Source organism: Acinetobacter sp. CY17 (assembly GCF_059515825.1).
The window spans coordinates 12,948-29,824 of sequence record NZ_JCAKMX010000031.1 but is presented as its reverse complement, the minus strand read 5'-3'; the positions used below and the strand labels follow the sequence as shown (position 1 = coordinate 29,824).

At 42.2% G+C, this 16,877-nt stretch carries 18 protein-coding genes; 9 read left to right on the top strand and 9 right to left on the bottom strand.

Annotated features, from left to right (window positions below; genetic code table 11):
• The 4 genes from AC5YCI_RS15035 to AC5YCI_RS15020 form a co-directional block, all read right to left on the bottom strand.
• Nucleotides 1-214, bottom strand: a 214-nt coding sequence (locus AC5YCI_RS15035) for an IS3 family transposase (protein ID WP_496175822.1), incomplete at its 3' end; no start/stop codon positions are given.
• A gap of 128 nt (nt 215-342) precedes the next feature.
• Nucleotides 343-648: a transposase gene (locus AC5YCI_RS15030; RefSeq protein ID WP_419354288.1), complete on the bottom strand. Its 306-nt coding sequence runs from the start codon at nt 646-648 to the stop codon at nt 343-345.
• Between the two features lie 223 nt (nt 649-871).
• Nucleotides 872-1,231 (bottom strand): endonuclease domain-containing protein, encoded by a 360-nt coding sequence (locus AC5YCI_RS15025; protein WP_496130749.1) that lies wholly within the window; start codon nt 1,229-1,231, stop codon nt 872-874.
• 132 nt (nt 1,232-1,363) lie between these two features.
• On the bottom strand, nt 1,364-2,395 hold the full coding sequence (locus AC5YCI_RS15020) for a molecular chaperone DnaJ (RefSeq protein WP_496130752.1): 1,032 nt from the start codon (nt 2,393-2,395) through the stop codon (nt 1,364-1,366).
• 170 nt (nt 2,396-2,565) lie between these two features.
• Between AC5YCI_RS15020 and AC5YCI_RS15015 the strand changes: the two genes are divergently transcribed.
• The 5 genes from AC5YCI_RS15015 to AC5YCI_RS14995 all read left to right on the top strand — a co-directional run bounded on the left by AC5YCI_RS15015 (nt 2,566) and on the right by AC5YCI_RS14995 (nt 6,823).
• Complete coding sequence (locus AC5YCI_RS15015) at nt 2,566-3,243, top strand: DUF421 domain-containing protein (RefSeq protein ID WP_496130748.1); 678 nt, start codon at nt 2,566-2,568, stop codon at nt 3,241-3,243.
• Between the two features lie 436 nt (nt 3,244-3,679).
• Nucleotides 3,680-4,606 (top strand): transporter substrate-binding domain-containing protein, encoded by a 927-nt coding sequence (locus tag AC5YCI_RS15010; protein WP_496130747.1) that lies wholly within the window; start codon nt 3,680-3,682, stop codon nt 4,604-4,606.
• A gap of 50 nt (nt 4,607-4,656) precedes the next feature.
• Nucleotides 4,657-5,403: an amino acid ABC transporter permease gene (locus tag AC5YCI_RS15005; RefSeq protein WP_496130746.1), complete on the top strand. Its 747-nt coding sequence runs from the start codon at nt 4,657-4,659 to the stop codon at nt 5,401-5,403.
• Nucleotides 5,403-6,086, top strand: coding sequence for an ABC transporter permease subunit (locus AC5YCI_RS15000; protein ID WP_496130745.1), 684 nt, complete (start codon nt 5,403-5,405; stop codon nt 6,084-6,086). Before AC5YCI_RS15005 ends, AC5YCI_RS15000 begins: the two co-directional genes overlap by 1 nt.
• A gap of 11 nt (nt 6,087-6,097) precedes the next feature.
• Nucleotides 6,098-6,823, top strand: coding sequence for an amino acid ABC transporter ATP-binding protein (locus AC5YCI_RS14995; RefSeq protein ID WP_496130751.1), 726 nt, complete (start codon nt 6,098-6,100; stop codon nt 6,821-6,823).
• Nucleotides 6,824-6,878: 55 nt separating this feature from the next.
• Here the strand turns inward: AC5YCI_RS14995 and AC5YCI_RS14990 are convergent, their stop codons facing one another.
• The 3 genes from AC5YCI_RS14990 to AC5YCI_RS14980 all read right to left on the bottom strand — a co-directional run bounded on the left by AC5YCI_RS14990 (nt 6,879) and on the right by AC5YCI_RS14980 (nt 10,144).
• On the bottom strand, nt 6,879-7,571 hold the full coding sequence (locus tag AC5YCI_RS14990; RefSeq protein WP_496130744.1) for an HAD family hydrolase: 693 nt from the start codon (nt 7,569-7,571) through the stop codon (nt 6,879-6,881).
• A gap of 116 nt (nt 7,572-7,687) precedes the next feature.
• Complete coding sequence (locus AC5YCI_RS14985) at nt 7,688-8,827, bottom strand: porin (protein WP_496130743.1); 1,140 nt, start codon at nt 8,825-8,827, stop codon at nt 7,688-7,690.
• Nucleotides 8,828-8,932: 105 nt separating this feature from the next.
• The gene (locus AC5YCI_RS14980; RefSeq protein WP_496130742.1) at nt 8,933-10,144 is read right to left on the bottom strand and encodes an MFS transporter; all 1,212 of its coding nucleotides are present in this window, start codon (nt 10,142-10,144) and stop codon (nt 8,933-8,935) included.
• A gap of 103 nt (nt 10,145-10,247) precedes the next feature.
• Between AC5YCI_RS14980 and AC5YCI_RS14975 the strand changes: the two genes are divergently transcribed.
• From AC5YCI_RS14975 to putP, 4 genes are all read left to right on the top strand, one after another.
• The gene (locus AC5YCI_RS14975; RefSeq protein WP_496175821.1) at nt 10,248-10,859 is read left to right on the top strand and encodes a 1-acyl-sn-glycerol-3-phosphate acyltransferase; all 612 of its coding nucleotides are present in this window, start codon (nt 10,248-10,250) and stop codon (nt 10,857-10,859) included.
• A 117-nt stretch (nt 10,860-10,976) separates the two neighbouring features.
• Nucleotides 10,977-11,447: an NfeD family protein gene (locus AC5YCI_RS14970; protein WP_496130740.1), complete on the top strand. Its 471-nt coding sequence runs from the start codon at nt 10,977-10,979 to the stop codon at nt 11,445-11,447.
• A 4-nt stretch (nt 11,448-11,451) separates the two neighbouring features.
• The gene (locus tag AC5YCI_RS14965; protein WP_496130750.1) at nt 11,452-12,306 is read left to right on the top strand and encodes an SPFH domain-containing protein; all 855 of its coding nucleotides are present in this window, start codon (nt 11,452-11,454) and stop codon (nt 12,304-12,306) included.
• A gap of 208 nt (nt 12,307-12,514) precedes the next feature.
• Entirely contained in the window at nt 12,515-14,008 is a 1,494-nt protein-coding gene (putP, locus tag AC5YCI_RS14960; RefSeq protein WP_496130739.1) for a sodium/proline symporter PutP, read from the top strand.
• Between the two features lie 40 nt (nt 14,009-14,048).
• Here putP and AC5YCI_RS14955 read toward each other — a convergent pair whose 3' ends face one another.
• Both AC5YCI_RS14955 and bfmR read right to left on the bottom strand, forming a co-directional pair.
• Nucleotides 14,049-15,671 (bottom strand): ATP-binding protein, encoded by a 1,623-nt coding sequence (locus AC5YCI_RS14955; protein WP_496130738.1) that lies wholly within the window; start codon nt 15,669-15,671, stop codon nt 14,049-14,051.
• Nucleotides 15,672-15,707: 36 nt separating this feature from the next.
• Nucleotides 15,708-16,424, bottom strand: a complete 717-nt coding sequence (gene bfmR / locus AC5YCI_RS14950; RefSeq protein WP_496130737.1) for a response regulator transcription factor BfmR — start codon at nt 16,422-16,424, stop codon at nt 15,708-15,710.
• Between the last annotated feature and the right edge of the window lie 453 nt (nt 16,425-16,877).

The window sequence follows — 16,877 nt, the reverse complement described above, 5'->3', positions numbered from 1 at the left end:
TAAATTGCCTGTTTAATATATTTGGAACAGCAGGGACTTCAGCTACGTTGCTTTGATATTTGTACTTCTTACGTTGTTTGGAAACAAGACCTGATTCACGCATTAACTTACGTACCAGATAGCGTCCAATCTTAATGCCCTGATTCAACAACATAAATCGAATTCCCCGACTACCAAGAGAGTGACGACTTTGCTTAAATAGACTTTTAATCATCACTTTAAGCTTGATACGATCTGGATGAGGAGTTTTACTTGTTGAACGGTAATGGTAATAGCTTGAACGCAGTACACCAAAGGCACGACAGATTAATTTAACAGAGCTTAGCTTTCTTAATTGATCAATCAACGCATATGTTTGAATTCGTCTGACATTAAGAGAGCTGTAGCCTTTTTTAGGATCATCTTCTCCTGCTCGAGTTGATGGATACGAGCTTTAAGTTGTTGTATTTCCCTTTGCTCAGCTGTTAGAGCAGGCATTGTTGGAGATTGTCCTGTTCGTTCAAATTGAAGTTGATCAACCCAACGTTTTAATGCTGTCTGCCCAACATCTAAAGCACGACAGGCCTGTAAAATTGAATAGCCTTGATCAAGTACAAGGCTTGCTGCTTCTAATTTGAATTCTGGAGTAAATGTTCGTCTTGTTCTCATTGAGCACCTCTTTGGTGAATACATTATCACCTAAATTGGTGTCCAACTTTATTAAACCACTACAATTTGATTTAATACCTGTATGAATTTCACAATGGAATTCCCTCTCCTTTTAGGAGAGGGTTAGGGAGAGGTGCTTTTAAATTTTTTTCATTATAAATTCTACCCTCACCCCCTTGCGAAGCAGTGCTTCTCATCCCAAAGGAAGAAGGAGCTTCCATTATCAATTTACTTTCAGCTCAAGGCATATATTCCACAAATCCTCCAACACCACATCCGTCCTCCCCAACACATCATGATTGCAATACCGAACCACCGTTAAAGCCAATGCCTCTAAAAACTTCGTGCGTTCAGCATCATATTCAATCGCATCATCAGTTCCATGCTGACTACCATCCAACTCAATCACCAAACCAATTTCATGGCAGTAAAAATCCACAATATACGGTTTAATCACATGCTGACGACGAAATTTAAGATTCATAAATCGCTTGGCTCGTAAGATCTGCCACATAAGACTTTCTGCATCGGTGGCGGTGTGGCGCATGGATTTGGCGTATTCTAATAATTTAGGGTTTATCATTTTTCTTATTACCTCTTACCCTCACCCCGACCCTCTCCCAAGGGAGAGGGGGAAATTACAGTGTATTTACATCTTATTGGATACACAAACAGAGTTCCCTCTCCTTCTAGGAGAGGGCTAGGGAGAGGTAAACTATAGAACTTGATGCTCCAACAACATCTCCACCCCACTCTCTCTCCCCATATACATGAGTCTTTGCTTTTCCGCTTTAAGCTGTTGCTTTACCTGTGATACATCCGCATCAATCTGCTTATACAAATCCGCAATATTCAGCTGCCCTTTTGACTTACTTACCGCAATTTTGGCTTTATTTGACCACACAAGCGAATTAATCAATTCTTGAATCTGCTTTTTTAACGCTTGGCTTTGTGCTTCTAAGGCCTGTTGGTAAAACTTCACCTGCTCTGTGCTTAAACCCTTATTTGAACCATTTTTACTTTGCTCAACTTCAAGCTGAAGTTTGAGTAAAAAGAATAAATCTTCCTGCTCATAGGCTGCATTGGCACGTTGTAACAGCTCGGTTTTTTCGGCTTTTTTGGACTCATCAGGCTCACGGTCAGGGTGAATGATGGATGCAATTTTTAAATATACGGTTTTGAGTGATTGATTCACTAACTTTTCAGCTTGTGCTTGTTTCTCTTGCTGACGTTTGAGCTTGGCTTGATCTTTTGCTTGCTGATATTGGTCGCTGTTCCAGTTTTCAAATTCATCATCAGCTTGAACGGTTTCATATTCAGATTCATTAAAAGTATCTACATTTTTCTGCTTAGTTTTTTTCTTGTTGTGTTCTACTGCCTGCATATAGTACGCATGCATTTTTTCAACTTCATCAATTTGCTTTTGACTAAGTAAATGTGAGCCTTGTAGTAAGCGAGCTAAGTTTTGAATCTTATCTTCTATCGTTGCTGTATCTGCTTTGCTAAAACGATACAGATTTAAACTCGTCCAGAGTATCTGCATCTGTTCATACAACGTGTTGTATAAATCACGGTATGCAGGCATCAATGCTTTTTGGCTATAGGCACGAATATCGTCCTTGGCAGTTTGCCACGCCAGCAGCAAACGCTTTTGCTGTTCAATCTCATCAATTAAACGATTCAGCTTGTTATGCTGCGGTGAAACTTCCAAAACGGTTTGGGCGGTGGTTTTAGGCAACAAAGACATCATCTATCTAACAAAAAGCACGATTTGGCTATTATGCCTACCTCAGCTTAAACACTCTATAGTGCATCGCTGAGTCCTGTCGCAAAGCGCTCTTAAAACTTCACAAAAGAGTAAAACTTAAATAACTTCAACTTGCTAGAGTAAATATATTCACAATTAGAGTTTAAGGCATGGATCTGGCGCAGCTATTCGTTCACGACACTACATTGGCATTTGGCTTTGAAATTATTGTGCGCTGTGTGCTGATGTATATGCTCATTATTTTGTTTTTACGCTTAACCGGCAAACGCGGCGTACGGCAGCTGTCTATTTTTGAAGTGGCGATTTTATTGGCATTGGGCTCAATTTCAGGCGATCCCATGTTTGATGAGGAATTGCCAATTTTACAAGCAGTTTTGGTCATGAGTGTGGTGATTTTCATGTATCGCCTGACCACTTGGTTAATGATGAAATATCAACCCTTTGAAGATTTAATTGAGGGCAAATCTTTATATGTGGTGGAAGATGGCATGCTGGTTTTAGAGAAAATTCAACGCGGTAAAATGTCACATGATGAATTCTTTGCCGAAATGCGTCAGCAAGGCGTCGAGCATTTAGGCCAAGTACGGGTCGGCCTATTAGAAAGCGACGGTAAGTTTAGTATTTTATTTTTTCCAGATGATCAGGTGCGCTATGGCTTGCCGCTGTTTCCTAAAGCCGCTCAAATCATCTATCAGGTCCAGCCTGAGGTGCAGTATGCATGTACTTACTGCGGCTTTGTCAGCACGCTGAGTTCGGCACAAACGCCCTGTGTACGCTGCGGCTGTCATCAATGGACCCACGCCATAAATGATAGACGTATTACTTAAAGCGTTCATCAGTCTATATAACAACCAGCAGCTTAGAGATGGGCAGCTGACTTTTCAATGCGTTAAGGCAAAAGAAATTTTAATGCACGATTTATAGATACAAATCCAACTCCAGCTCCTACAAGGCTGAACTACACATAGCCAAGAGATCTTGGATTTTAAGCGCATAACCAATTCAAAACATTGAATAATATTTTATAAAACCCAAAAATCACATCTGTATTTGGCATAGCACTTGCTTGTTTGCCCAGGGTATGGGCAAAGCCTGCGTCCAATTTAACATGACGCTTTAGGTTAAACTTGCCGCAAAATAGTGCTTGAGCTTGTAATCTGATCTCGATTAAGATGCAAAAAAGCTGCATTTTTAAGCAGTTATTTTCAATGTTTCAGCATTATAAAAATTGAACAAATTAAAGAAAAAAATAGAGGAATCACTATGTTAAAAAAAGTCGTGTGTGCCAGTGCCTTAATGCTAGGTTTAACGGCCTGTAGCAACGATCAAGCACCCAAAACCGAAAATGCCAGCGGCAATGCTGCTGCAACTTCAGGTACTTTAGAGAAAATTAAACAATCTGGGACTGTGGTACTCGGTTATCGTGACTCATCCATTCCGTTTTCTTATATTGCGGATAATCCAAATCAACCTGTGGGTTTTGCCCATGACTTACAACTGCAAGTGGTTGAAGCCTTAAAAAAAGAACTCAATAATCCAAACTTAAAAATCCGTTATAACCTTGTCACCAGTCAAAATCGTATTCCATTGGTTTCCAATGGCACTGTTGATTTAGAATGTGGTTCAACCACCAACAATAAAGAACGTCAGCAACAAGTTGATTTCTCTGTCGGTTTCTTCCAAGTGGGTTCACGCTTACTCACCGCCGCTGATTCAGGCATCCAAGACTTTGCTGATTTAAAAGGCAAAAAGTTAGTCACCACTGCAGGTACCACTTCAGAACGTTATATCCGTCAGCATGAAAAAGAGCTGGGCATTGGTGAAGTGATTTCTGCTAAAGACCATGCTGAATCTTTCTTAATGCTACAAAACGGCCGTGCTGCGGCATTTATGATGGATGATATTTTACTGGCAGGTGAAAAATCTAAAGCCAAAGAGCCCAACAAATGGGTGATTGTCGGCACGGCGCCAATTCAAGAAGTCTACGGCTGTATGTTACGTAAAGGTGATGCTGGCTTTAAGAAAGTGGTTGATGATGCGATTAAAGCCACTTATAGCTCAGGTCAAATCAACGACATGTATAAGAAATGGTTTGAACAGCCGATTCCACCAAAAAACATTAACCTAAACTTCCCAATGTCAGATGCAGTGAAAGCCTTAATCGCCAATCCACATGATCGTGATCAATAATTTTTGCCCTACTTGAAGCCATGCTTTGGCTTCAAGTGATAGGAGAGACTATGAATTATAGTTGGAATTGGGGTGTACTCTGGCAAAACACAGGCGTAGGTGATAGCACCTACCTCGACTGGCTCGTGACGGGCTTAGGTTGGCTGTTTGTGATTGCCATTGTTGCATGGAGTATTGCCTTAGTTTTGGGCAGTCTGTTAGGCATTATGCGCACTTTACCCAATCAAACAGCACGCGCGATAGGTACAGGCTATGTCAACTTATTTCGCAATGTCCCCTTATTAATTCAGTTATTTATTTGGTTTTATGTGGTGCCCAATTTTTTACCCGACGCGATTAAAAGCTGGTGGATGAATGATTTAGGTGCCAATACCACAGCGCTGATTTCCGCCAGCGTGGGTTTGGGTTTATTTACCGCAGCACGGGTCTGCGAACAAGTCCGTACCGGAATTGAGGCACTGCCGCGTGGGCAAATTAATGCAGGATATGCCATGGGTTTTAGTACTTTTCAGCTCTATCGCTATATCATTTTGCCGCAATCCTTTCGCATGATTTTGCCACCCTTAAGCTCTGAGCTGACCAACTGCGTCAAAAATACCTCAATTGCCTCTTTAGTGGGTGTGGCTGAAATCATCTCGCAAATGAAAACCATCAGTGAATATACCCAAAACACCATTGAGATTTATACCTACGTCACCCTTGTCTTTATTGTGATTAATATCTGCCTGATTCAAGGTATGAATTTACTGGAAAAACGCTTACGTATTCCGGGGCTCATGACAGGAGGGTCTAAATAATGGAATGGCTCACTGTTTTTTTCACTGATTTACAAGCCTCCTACCCTGCGCTGTGGCATGGCTTTAGCATCACCTTAAAAGTGCTGCTGTTTGCGACAGTGGGCGGGATATTGATTGGCACTTTGCTAGCGCTCATGCGTTTATCTTCAATTAAAATTTTTAATTTGTTTGCGCAAAGCTATGTCAACTTATTTCGCTCGATTCCGCTGTTATTGGTATTGATGTGGTTTTACTTTGCCGTGCCATTTATTTACACCGGTGTTACAGGCAAATACCTCACCATTGATACAGCTCTGGTCTCAAGCATTGTGGCTTTTATGCTATTTGAAGCCGCGTATTTTGCCGAAATTGTCCGCGCAGGGATTCAATCTATTCCTAAAGGGCAAAGTGCTGCTGCATCCGCCTTAGGCATGAGCTATGGGCAATCCATGCGTTTAATTATTTTGCCACAAGCTTTTCGCAAAATGACGCCGCTATTATTACAGCAAAGTATTATTTTATTTCAAGATTCCACTATGGTCTATGCCATTGGCTTACTGGATTTCTTTAGAACCAACTATGTCCGTGGCGACCTGATGTCGCTACTGACCCAATATATTTTATTTGCTGGTTTGGTCTATTTTACAGTGAGTTTACTCGCCACCTTCTTGGTGAAAAAACTGCAACAAAGGTTACGCGTATGACAGATTCCGTCATGATTGATATTCAAAACATCAGCAAATGGTATGGTGATTTCCAAGTGCTGACCGATTGCAACACGAAAATTCGCCAAGGTGAAGTGGTGGTGGTCTGTGGCCCTTCAGGTTCAGGCAAATCGACACTCATTAAAACCGTCAACGGCTTAGAGCCATTTCAACAAGGCGATATTGTCGTCGATGGGCTACGTTTAAAAGATCCTAAAACCAACTTAACTCAACTGCGCAGCCGCGTGGGCATGGTGTTTCAGCACTTTGAACTGTTCCCCCATTTAAGTATTCAAGATAATTTAACCATTGCTCAAATTAAAGTCTTAGGTCGCTCACAAGCTGAAGCCAACAAAAAAGGCTTGGCTTATTTAGATCGTGTCGGCTTAAGCCAGCATGCCAAGAAATATCCGGCCGAACTCTCAGGGGGGCAACAACAACGCGTCGCGATTGCCCGTGCTTTAAGTATGGACCCAATTGCCATGCTGTTTGATGAACCGACCTCAGCCCTTGATCCAGAAATGATCAATGAAGTGTTAGATGTGATGGTGGAGCTGGCCAAAGAAGGCATGACTATGATGTGCGTGACCCACGAAATGGGCTTTGCGCGCCAAGTGGCACATCGAGTGATTTTTATGGATCAAGGTAAAATCATTGAAGATTGCTCAAAAGATGAGTTCTTTACCACACAGCGCAGTGAACGCGCGCAGCATTTTTTAGAGAAAATTTTACATTAAATGATGCGTGCCAATCTCACGCTGCATCGCTGCATCTGCCAATTGCAAAGAAAGTTTATACTGATAAATAGAGCCAAACTTCATCCAACTGGGTGATTTTTGGTACATCAAGCAACTGTGGGCTGGGATGAAAACCTTGTAACCACAGCGCAGGCATCCCCGCCGCTTGTGCCCCATAAATATCATTTATCGGATGATCACCAATAAATAAGCACTGTTCAGGTGCTAGATTTAAATGCGCTGCGGTATGTAAAAAAATGTCTGGCTGAGGCTTCGCAATACCAATCAGCTCTGAGCTATGCACCACATCAAAATAATCTAAAAACCCCAAACCTTGTAAAATATTTACACGACTTTGCTGCCCACCATTGGAAATGATTCCCAATTTAAAGTTTTGCTGTTTAAGTTGTTGTAATAATTGTTCAGCCCCCGACATTGCCACCGCACAACGCCCAAACTGACTGAACCAAAACTCGGTTAGCTCCTCTACACTGGGGCGCTGCTGCCAACTGAGTTGTTGCAGTAAAGCATAGCCAACCGAGGCGGCAATACTTGGATGCGTGAGCAATTCTTTTTGAGGATAACCGCCATTATCAATGCGACGTATAATGTTAATCACACTATGCAAAGCATCGGGTTGTATATTATTTTGATAATGTGCCATCAACTGACGGCTATAGGCCTGCACACTTTGATCACGATGGGTTAAGGTGTTGTCTAAATCAAATAAAACCGCCTGAATCTGCATATAAAACAGCCACAAATAAAGGCTAATCTAACATGCACCCGCCGCAAAGCTTAGCGCAAATTATGACTATGCTTTGCGTCAAACTAAAAAAGGCGCAGCGTGCGCCTTTTTATCACTTAGAATTTGTATTCTAAGCCTGTACCTAATAAGACTTGTTGATCTTCCTGTGCAGCTTGTTCAATAGTTAAATAGCCCGCATGAGCATAGACTTTGACTTGTTTAGACCAAGCATAATCTACGCCTGCCAAGATTTGCTGCATGTCATAGTCAGGCGTGGCATCCTTAAAGCTCAGCGTGTTTTGGCTGTACTGTGCTTTAAGCGTCCAGGCTTTGGCATGGGCTAGCTTATATTCTGCGCCCAATAGCCATGCTTTGGCATCATCAATATTTTGTACTGTGACGTCTTGCGCCAGTTTTTCACCTGCTGTGACATCGGCAGTTTCAGACACCTGATATAAAGCACGTAGCGATAAACCGTTGTCCAAGTTCACACGGCCAATGGCACGTAAGTTATCTGCTGCCGCAATTACATTGGTGTCTGCCTGTACCTCTTTCATCTGAGCATTTAAAAAACCACGACTTAAAAAACGGCTCGGCATGGCTTTGTCATAACCCAGACCTGCAACAAAAGTTTTGTCGCTATAGACTACAGAGGATGACCAAGAATCACCTAAGCCACGGCCAGCGACACTATACCCACCTTTGCTGGCTTTAATACGCTGTTCACCTTCACCTGTTGCCAATTGTAGTTTGGCTTCTACTTGACCTTGACCCAGTTTAAAACTCGGTGCTTCATAGACTAGGCTGTTATCAATACGAGTTTCACCGGCCATCATGCCGTGAATATCGGCATTATTTTCTACAGCGTTGTTAAAGCTATCAACTTGAGCCGAAAGCTGTTTAACAGGGGTATCAATTTTACCCAGTTTCACTGTACCTAAGGTTTGATCTTTTAAACCAATGAATAAGTTACGCGGTACAAAGCTATCACCGCTACCGCTTTGACCATCATCACCATAAAAGGTAAATTCAGCTTGATAGAGTGCGCTTAAACGTTCATTAAGTTTTTGGTCGCCTTTTAAGCCAATAAATGAGTTATTTGAACTGAGCTCAGTCACATCACGAGCACGACCGTTGGCATTATCTTGTTTTAAATAGTCGATACTTAAATCAATTTCGCCATAGAAGGTTGGCGCAGCTACAGCTGATACTGTTAAAGTTGAAAGGGCAACTAAGGCAGCCAATTTGGTTTTCATGAGAGATCCTTGTTCCAATTAAGGCGGGCATCTTACATGGCTCAGTGATAATAAAAATGGCTAAAATTTAAATTTCATATAGATTTGAATGAGTTAGAGTAATTATTAGCCAGATAGACGTTTTTTCCAGCGGTAGATTGGATACAAAGACAACATCGCAATCATACTAATAAGGCTTAAATATCTGGCATAACCAAGCATGTCTGCGGCAACACCACTGAGCACATATAAGCCGCCACTGATCGTCGCCATAATCGCCACTTGCAAAGTAAAGTCTGTGCCTGCCCATGCTTGACGGCTGTATTGCATAATTAAAGTGAGCATCACCACTAACAGCATACTGGAGCTGGCGTCTTCAACAGCATTAATGCTATAAATCAGCCATACACTAACCTGCTGCTGTTGCTCATATTGGCCTGCCAACCACACATAAGCCATTAAGCTTACAATTTTAACTATTGAAAATAGGATTAAAGCTTGATCACGGGCTAAAAATTTTAACAATAGACCTGCCAGTCCTGCCCCCATTAAGGCTGCTATAGCCCCTAAACCCGTAATATAAAGCCCGATCTGTTGAAAGCTTAAGCCTAGATCGACCATTAAAGGCTTAAGCATTGGGCCGGCTAGGCCATCAGCAATTTTAAAACTCAGCAACACCCCAAGCCATGCCCATAACTCAGGCTTTGATTTAAAATAGGCCACATAGCTTTTTAAGCCCTGTTTGGGTAATGGTTGCTGTGGCTGTTTTAGCGATTGTCCACGCCTTGCCAATAAAATCGGCAGACTATTGAGTGCAACGAACCCAGCCAGCATTAAAAAGGTCGCTTGCCATTGCCATGTCTCAAGTAACCATAACAACGCACCACCACCGACAATAAAACCCAAACGTGAGCCAAGCACTTGTAAGGTATTGCCCCAATGTTGGCTTTGCGTTTTAAGATGAGTAACTGCTAAACCATCGCTGGCAATGTCTTGCGTGGCAGCAGCAAAGTTCATAAGCAACAACAATACAAAAAAACCGATTAAATACTCTGGCTGATCAAGCGCATGAATAGGTAAAAAAGACAGCGCCACCAAACAGCCCACCATGAGCAATTGCAGTGGAATAATCCAAGTCCGGTATGTGGCGTAGCGATCTATAAAAGCTGCCCAAAACACTTTGATCGACCATGGCAGCATAAGCAGACCAAAGCCACCAATATGCGCTAAAGACACACCTTCAGCCCGTAAAATCACTGGCAAGGCATGGGTCATAAAGCCCACAGGTAAACCTTGTGCCCAATACAAACAAAATAAAAGCAGATAAATTTGTGGCATATGGATGAAATTTGGGCATAAAAATAGTAAACACATTTTGCCGCTATATTTTTTAGCTGAAAAGCCTAAACTATTTATGTTGTAACTCAATTAAGGATTGCTAATGTCCACATTGCCACTTTTACCGAATCAAGTACCTAGACGCCAAGGTACCTTCAGTCAAAAGTTTTTTAAGCAATTGTATTTAGCACAAGGCTGGAAATTTCAAGGTGATTTTCCCAATTTGCCCAAAGCGGTGGCGATTGTTATGCCGCATACTTCAAACTTAGATGGCTGGTATGGCTTTAACTTTGTGGTGGCCATAGATCTTAAAATTCATATCTTTGCCAAAGCCAGTTTATTTAATACCCCACTCAAACCGCTGCTCAATTGGCTCGATGTCATCCCAGTCAAACGAGATGCTTCGCAAGGTTTAACCCAGCAAGCCATTCATGAATTACGTAACCGTGAGCAAATTTGGATTGGTATGACCCCAGAAGGCACGCGACATAACGCAACTGAGTTTAGAAGTGGCTTTTATCGTATTGCGTTGGGTGCAGAGGTGCCCATTGTCATGTTTGCCTTAGATTATGCACAAAAAATCATTTATTGCTTAGGCGCATTTGAAGCAACAGGTGATTATGATGCTGACCTAAAACATATATTGGCTTTATATCGCGATAAAATTTCAGCCAAACACCCTGAGCGTTTAGCTAAACCTTTGCAAAAAAAATAGTGCGTAGGCAATAGATGTAAAACCTTCAGCGTGGGCTTGTTATATGCGCTGCAGTTAATTTTAATCATTTCTACACTTATGTTACAGTCAAAGTTCTTCGCAACATAGGATACTGCCATGTGGGTCTTAGAACCATGGCACTGGGTTGTATTAGGTGTCATGCTCATTTTAGCAGAATTAATTTTACCCTCTTTTGCTGCACTATGGTTTGGTGTCGCGGCCTTAGTGGTAAGCCTGTTATATTGGCTTTTCCCCAGCATGAGCAGCACTTTACAAATTGTGATTTGGGTGCTGCTGTCAATTTTATCTACAGTGGCGTGGTTTAAACTGATTAAACCGCTGTCGATTGATAAAACCAAAGCGGGTTTATCGCGTGAAGCCACCATTGGACAAATTGGGATGGTGATTGAAAACCATCTCGAGCATGAACATATTAAAGTACGTTTTTCTGTGCCGGTGTTAGGCGCAGATGAATGGCAATGTCGGAGCTTAAATGCCGTCAAGGTTGGCGACCGAGTTCGTGTCGTGGACATTTTAGGCAATGACCTATTGGTTGAGCCACACACATCACAACAACAACGAGATTAAATTTATGCCAGTGAGTAGTATTATTGGATTAGCCCTCTTGGCCTTTGTTGCCATCACCATTTTTAAGGGCGTACGTATTGTGCCGCAAGGCTATAAGTGGATTGTGCAACGTTTAGGTAAATATCACACCACTTTGCAACCAGGATTAAACTTCGTCATTCCTTATGTCGATGAAGTGGCCTATAAAGTCACCACCAAAGATATTGTCTTAGATATCCCATCGCAAGAAGTGATTACCCGTGATAACGCGGTGTTACTGATGAATGCGGTGGCGTATATTAATTTAACCACACCTGAAAAAGCCGTTTATGGCATCGAAAACTATTCATGGGCCATTCAAAATTTAGTACAAACCTCATTGCGCTCGATCGTGGGCGAAATGGATTTAGATGATGCGCTGTCTTCACGCGACCATATTAAAGCCAAGCTTAAAACTGCGATTTCAGATGATATTTCGGATTGGGGTATCACCTTAAAAACAGTTGAAATCCAAGATATTAAACCCTCAAACACCATGCAAGCAGCCATGGAAGAACAAGCGGCGGCAGAACGTCAACGCCGTGCCACCGTGACCAAAGCTGATGGTGAAAAGCAAGCCGCGATTTTAGAAGCCGATGGTCGTTTAGAAGCCTCACGTCGTGATGCCGAAGCACAAGTGGTGTTAGCAGAAGCATCACAAAAAGCCATTACTATGGTGTCCTCAGCAGTTGGTGATAAAGAAATTCCTGTCGCTTATTTATTGGGTGAGCAATACGTTAAAGCCATGCAAGAGATGGCCAAATCTAATAATGCCAAAACTGTAGTTTTACCTGCCGATGTACTCAATACCATCCGCGGTGTTATGGGTCAAAACCGCTAAAATTCAATTCTTTTTAACAACATAGACAGCAGCAATGCTGTCTATTTTTATACTGTGCATGAAAACCTCAGCAATAGATTCAAAATTATGGTTAAATTTCGCGTTTATTTTTGAAAAAATTCGGACTTGTGGTCAGGAATGAAGCAAGGCGGCAACAGCGTCTGTAACCGCTTTTGATCAACTGTCCAACTTGAAAAATGGATCATGTATGAGCTCCCTGAATCCCACTCTTATTACTTTTTTATTCTATATTGTCGCCATGGTCGCGATTGGCCTGATGGCTTATCGCGCCACTGCTAACTTTTCTGACTATATCTTAGGCGGTCGTCGCTTAGGCAGTTTTGTCACTGCCCTATCTGCTGGCGCATCGGATATGAGCGGTTGGTTACTCATGGGTTTACCTGGCGCTATTTATCTCTCTGGCCTGTCTGAAATGTGGATCGCGATTGGTCTGATTATTGGTGCATGGCTCAATTGGCTGTTGGTCGCAGGTCGTTTACGGGTACATACCGAAGTGCAGCATAACGCCCTCACCTTGCCAGATTATTTTTCCAACCGTTTTAACGACCAAAAGAAAGTTTTACGTATTGTTTCGGCATTTGTAATTTTAATTTTCTTTGCCATTTACTGTGCTTCGGGCATGGTCGCTGGTGCGCGCTTATTCGAAAGCATGTTTGATATGTCGTATAGCACCGCGCTGTGGATTAGTGCCATTGCTACCATTAGCTACGTGTTTATTGGCGGTTTCTTGGCGGTGTCTTGGACAGATACCTTCCAAGCGGGCTTAATGATCTTTGCTTTGATCTTAACCCCTGTTGTGACCTTAATGACTTTCTCAGATCTGTCACAAGTGAGCTTAGCTTTAGAAGCAGCACGTCCACAGGCCACTGACCTAATAGGTAATTTAAGCTTTGTGGCAATTATGTCATTACTGGCATGGGGCTTAGGTTATTTTGGTCAACCGCATATTTTAGTGCGCTTTATGGCGGCTGATTCGGTTAAATCGATTCCAAATGCCCGCCGTATTGGTATGACATGGATGATTTTATGTTTAGGCGGTGCGGTGGCTGCGGGCTTCTTTGGTATTGCTTATTTCCAAGCGCATCCAGAATTGGCCAGTGTGGTGAATGCCAACCCTGAAACTGTGTTTATGGAATTGACTAAAATTTTATTCAATCCATGGATTGCAGGTGTGGTACTGGCTGCTATTTTAGCCGCTGTCATGAGTACACTAAGCTGTCAGCTTTTAGTCTGCTCAAGTACCTTAACTGAAGATTTCTATAAATCGTTGCTACGCAAAAATGCTAGCCAAAACGAATTAGTCTGGGTGGGTCGTATCATGGTACTGATGATTGCATTACTTGCGATTTGGATGGCGGGTAATCCTGAATCTAAAGTACTGGGCTTAGTGGCCTATGCATGGGCAGGTTTTGGTGCAGCATTTGGTCCACTAATCATCTTGTCCTTGTTCTGGCGTCGTATGACACGCAATGGTGCCTTAGCTGGCATGATCGTGGGTGCGGTGATGGTGATTGTATGGAAAAATGTTTGGGGTGATACTGGCGTCTATGAAATCATTCCAGGCTTTATCTGTTCAGCCATTGCCATTGTTGTGGTGAGCCTCATGGGCAAAGCGCCAACTGCTGAAATTACTGCGCGCTTTGACGAAGCAGATCGCTTATATAAAGAAGCCACCAAGTAATCCTTGTTTGAACCAAAAAGCCCGCAACATGCGGGCTTTTTTATTTCTTTTTAGTTAAACGTTTGGCTGGCCAAGTCATGGTAAAACGCGCCCCACCCAATAATGGACTTTGATCAATCGATACTTTTCCACCAAACCAGTAGGCAATACGACTGACAATAGATAAACCTAAACCATATCCCCCTGAAGCACGGGTACGGCTGTCATCTAAACGAGCAAAGGCTTCAAAAATGCGTTCGCGTTCAGCTTCTGGAATACCAGGGCCATCATCTTCGACACAAATATAGGCAAAACCTTGTTCATTTAAACCCCCACTCATCAGTACTTTAGTGTCGGCATAACGCACTGCATTACCCACTAAGTTTTGAATGACACGGTGTAAATAGCGCCGCTCAGTTTCAACCATTAACGTAATTGGCGGTGCCTGTAACTCTAAAGTTTTACCAGTTTTTAGGGCTTCAGTTTCAATCAGTACTTGATCGAGTACTTCAAATAAAGCCACTTGTTCAAAGTCTAAAGACGGCATGCCTTGTTCGAGCTTGGCATAGGTCATAATTTCATCAATTAAGGTGTTTAAGGCCTCAATGTCTTTATCAATCATCTCCATTTGCTGCTGACGATATTCGTAGTCGTCTTCATCAACCAACATTTCTAAAGCAAAACGAATCCGTGCCACAGGGGTACGTAGTTCATGCGATACTGCACGCATCAGTTCACGCTGCGCTTCAATTAAACGCTGAATATGCTCTGCCATGTTGTTATAACTGGTGGCTAGATTAGCGAGCTCATCAGTCCCATCCACAGGTAAACGCACCGATAAATCACCACCCTGAATTTGGTCCAAGGCACGATTCACTTCACGAATCTTGCGTTGCATTGGAATCATGAGACCATAAACGCCTAAACTCAGAATAAATAAGCTGAGTAAAGTCACCCCTGCAGCCAGCTCAAATGGCATCCAATTAAATAGCGGTACTGGCCCAATCACAATGGCTTGGGTTGGATCACGCTCTAAAGGGCTGATAATTGAAATGGTGGTGCCACGAATGGAGGCATTATCTTTATAGACAATAATGCCATTGCCCAAACGTAAACGACTGAGTTGTTCTGAGTCTAAAGATAAATCGCGTAGATTTTGAATACTGACTGGATAAGAAAAGTGATCTTGAATATTGGCCAAGTATTTGGCTTCTTGCCCTGAATAATATGCCAAATAATCTTGAATGAAGACCGGCAAAAATTTCATTTGCTGTTCGGTAATTTCATCAATCTGCGCATACAGGTAATGATCTGGATCATCTTTAATGCCCATCACCACATAGGCAATGGAATTTTCCGCCTCATAACGCACCACTGCCTTTTGTTCGGCAATGCGGCGATTTTCCGCACGTGACAACGACACTTGATCAGCACGAATATAAAAAATCGGTAGCCCCAACAAGTTTGAGGCATCCGAGATCCAATCTTCTTTTTGTTGCTGATTGGATTGACGTGCAATCCCCTCACTAATGATGTAAGCCATACCATCGGTCAGTGATTCACGGTATTCTTGTGCTCGTTGATAATTGATGACTTGGGTGAGCACATAACCTGAACAGGCGACAAGCACCATCAAAATCAAAAGTCCAGCATAAATCCGCAAAAAAATACTGTGTTTAAACACCTAAGGCTTGTCCTATAGCAAGGGGATAAAAAACGCTTAAATACCGTTGGTTTCTTTTACAAATAAGTAACCTTTACTACGTACGGTTTTAATACGTTTTGGATTTTCCGGATCATCGCCAATTTTTGGACGGATACGCGAGATACGCACGTCAATCGAACGGTCTTGACCGTCATATTCGATACCACGTAGACGCTCAAAAATGTCTTCACGCGATAAAATACGACCAGCATTAGACGCCAATAACCACAGAAGATCATATTCAGCGCTGGTAAAATCGACCAATTCACCATTTAGGGTCACTGAACGACCACCGTTGTCAATCACAAGGTCATCAAACTCAATACGCTGTGCCACTTCATCTTCAGCAACTTTGTCAGTACGGCGTAATAAAGCACGAATACGCGCCAACAGTACACGCGGCTGTACCGGTTTTGCGACATAATCATCAGCACCCATTTCTAGGCCTAAGACTTGATCCATATCTTCAGTACGCGCAGTTAGCATTAAAATCGGCTGATGATAGTGGGGACGCACTTCACGGCAAATGGTTAAACCATCTGCGCCGGGTAACATCACGTCTAACACCACTAAATCGGGTTGTTCAGCAATAATACGACGGATCGCACGGTTACCGTCGGTTTCTACCCCAACTTCAAGACCATTACGGATTAAATATTCTTGCGTTAAGCGTGCAAGACGTTCGTCATCTTCAACAATTAAAATTTTAGGTAACTTTTCTTCTTGGCTCATGGACAATGCCCCTTTATTAACTTGACGTATCCCTTAAAAATCCAATAGATACGCTTAAATATAAGTTGCAATATACACACGTTTACATTGTAAACAAGAGCTCATTCACCAAACTGATACATCAAAGTAGCAAATTGTTATATTTTTATAATTCTAAATAATAGTCTATGCCACTGAATGCAGCTGCGTGTGCTGAGCTTGTTATTTTTTAGGCAGTCAGTGCAGGTTTTTTGCTTAACAAAAATTAAATTTGGCGCTTTTGTAGTTATCCACAACTTTATCTATATTCTCTTTTGCCAAGCTTTGCTATGCTATGCCTCACGGGGCAAGGCTTAAAGATAAAGTCTGCCTTTTTTTATTTTTTTGACAGAAGTTTGAATCAAAAACTTTTCTAAAATGTCAATATTGATCTACTACAGATTTTCCCGTATCTTGTGCCCAATCCCAATTGAA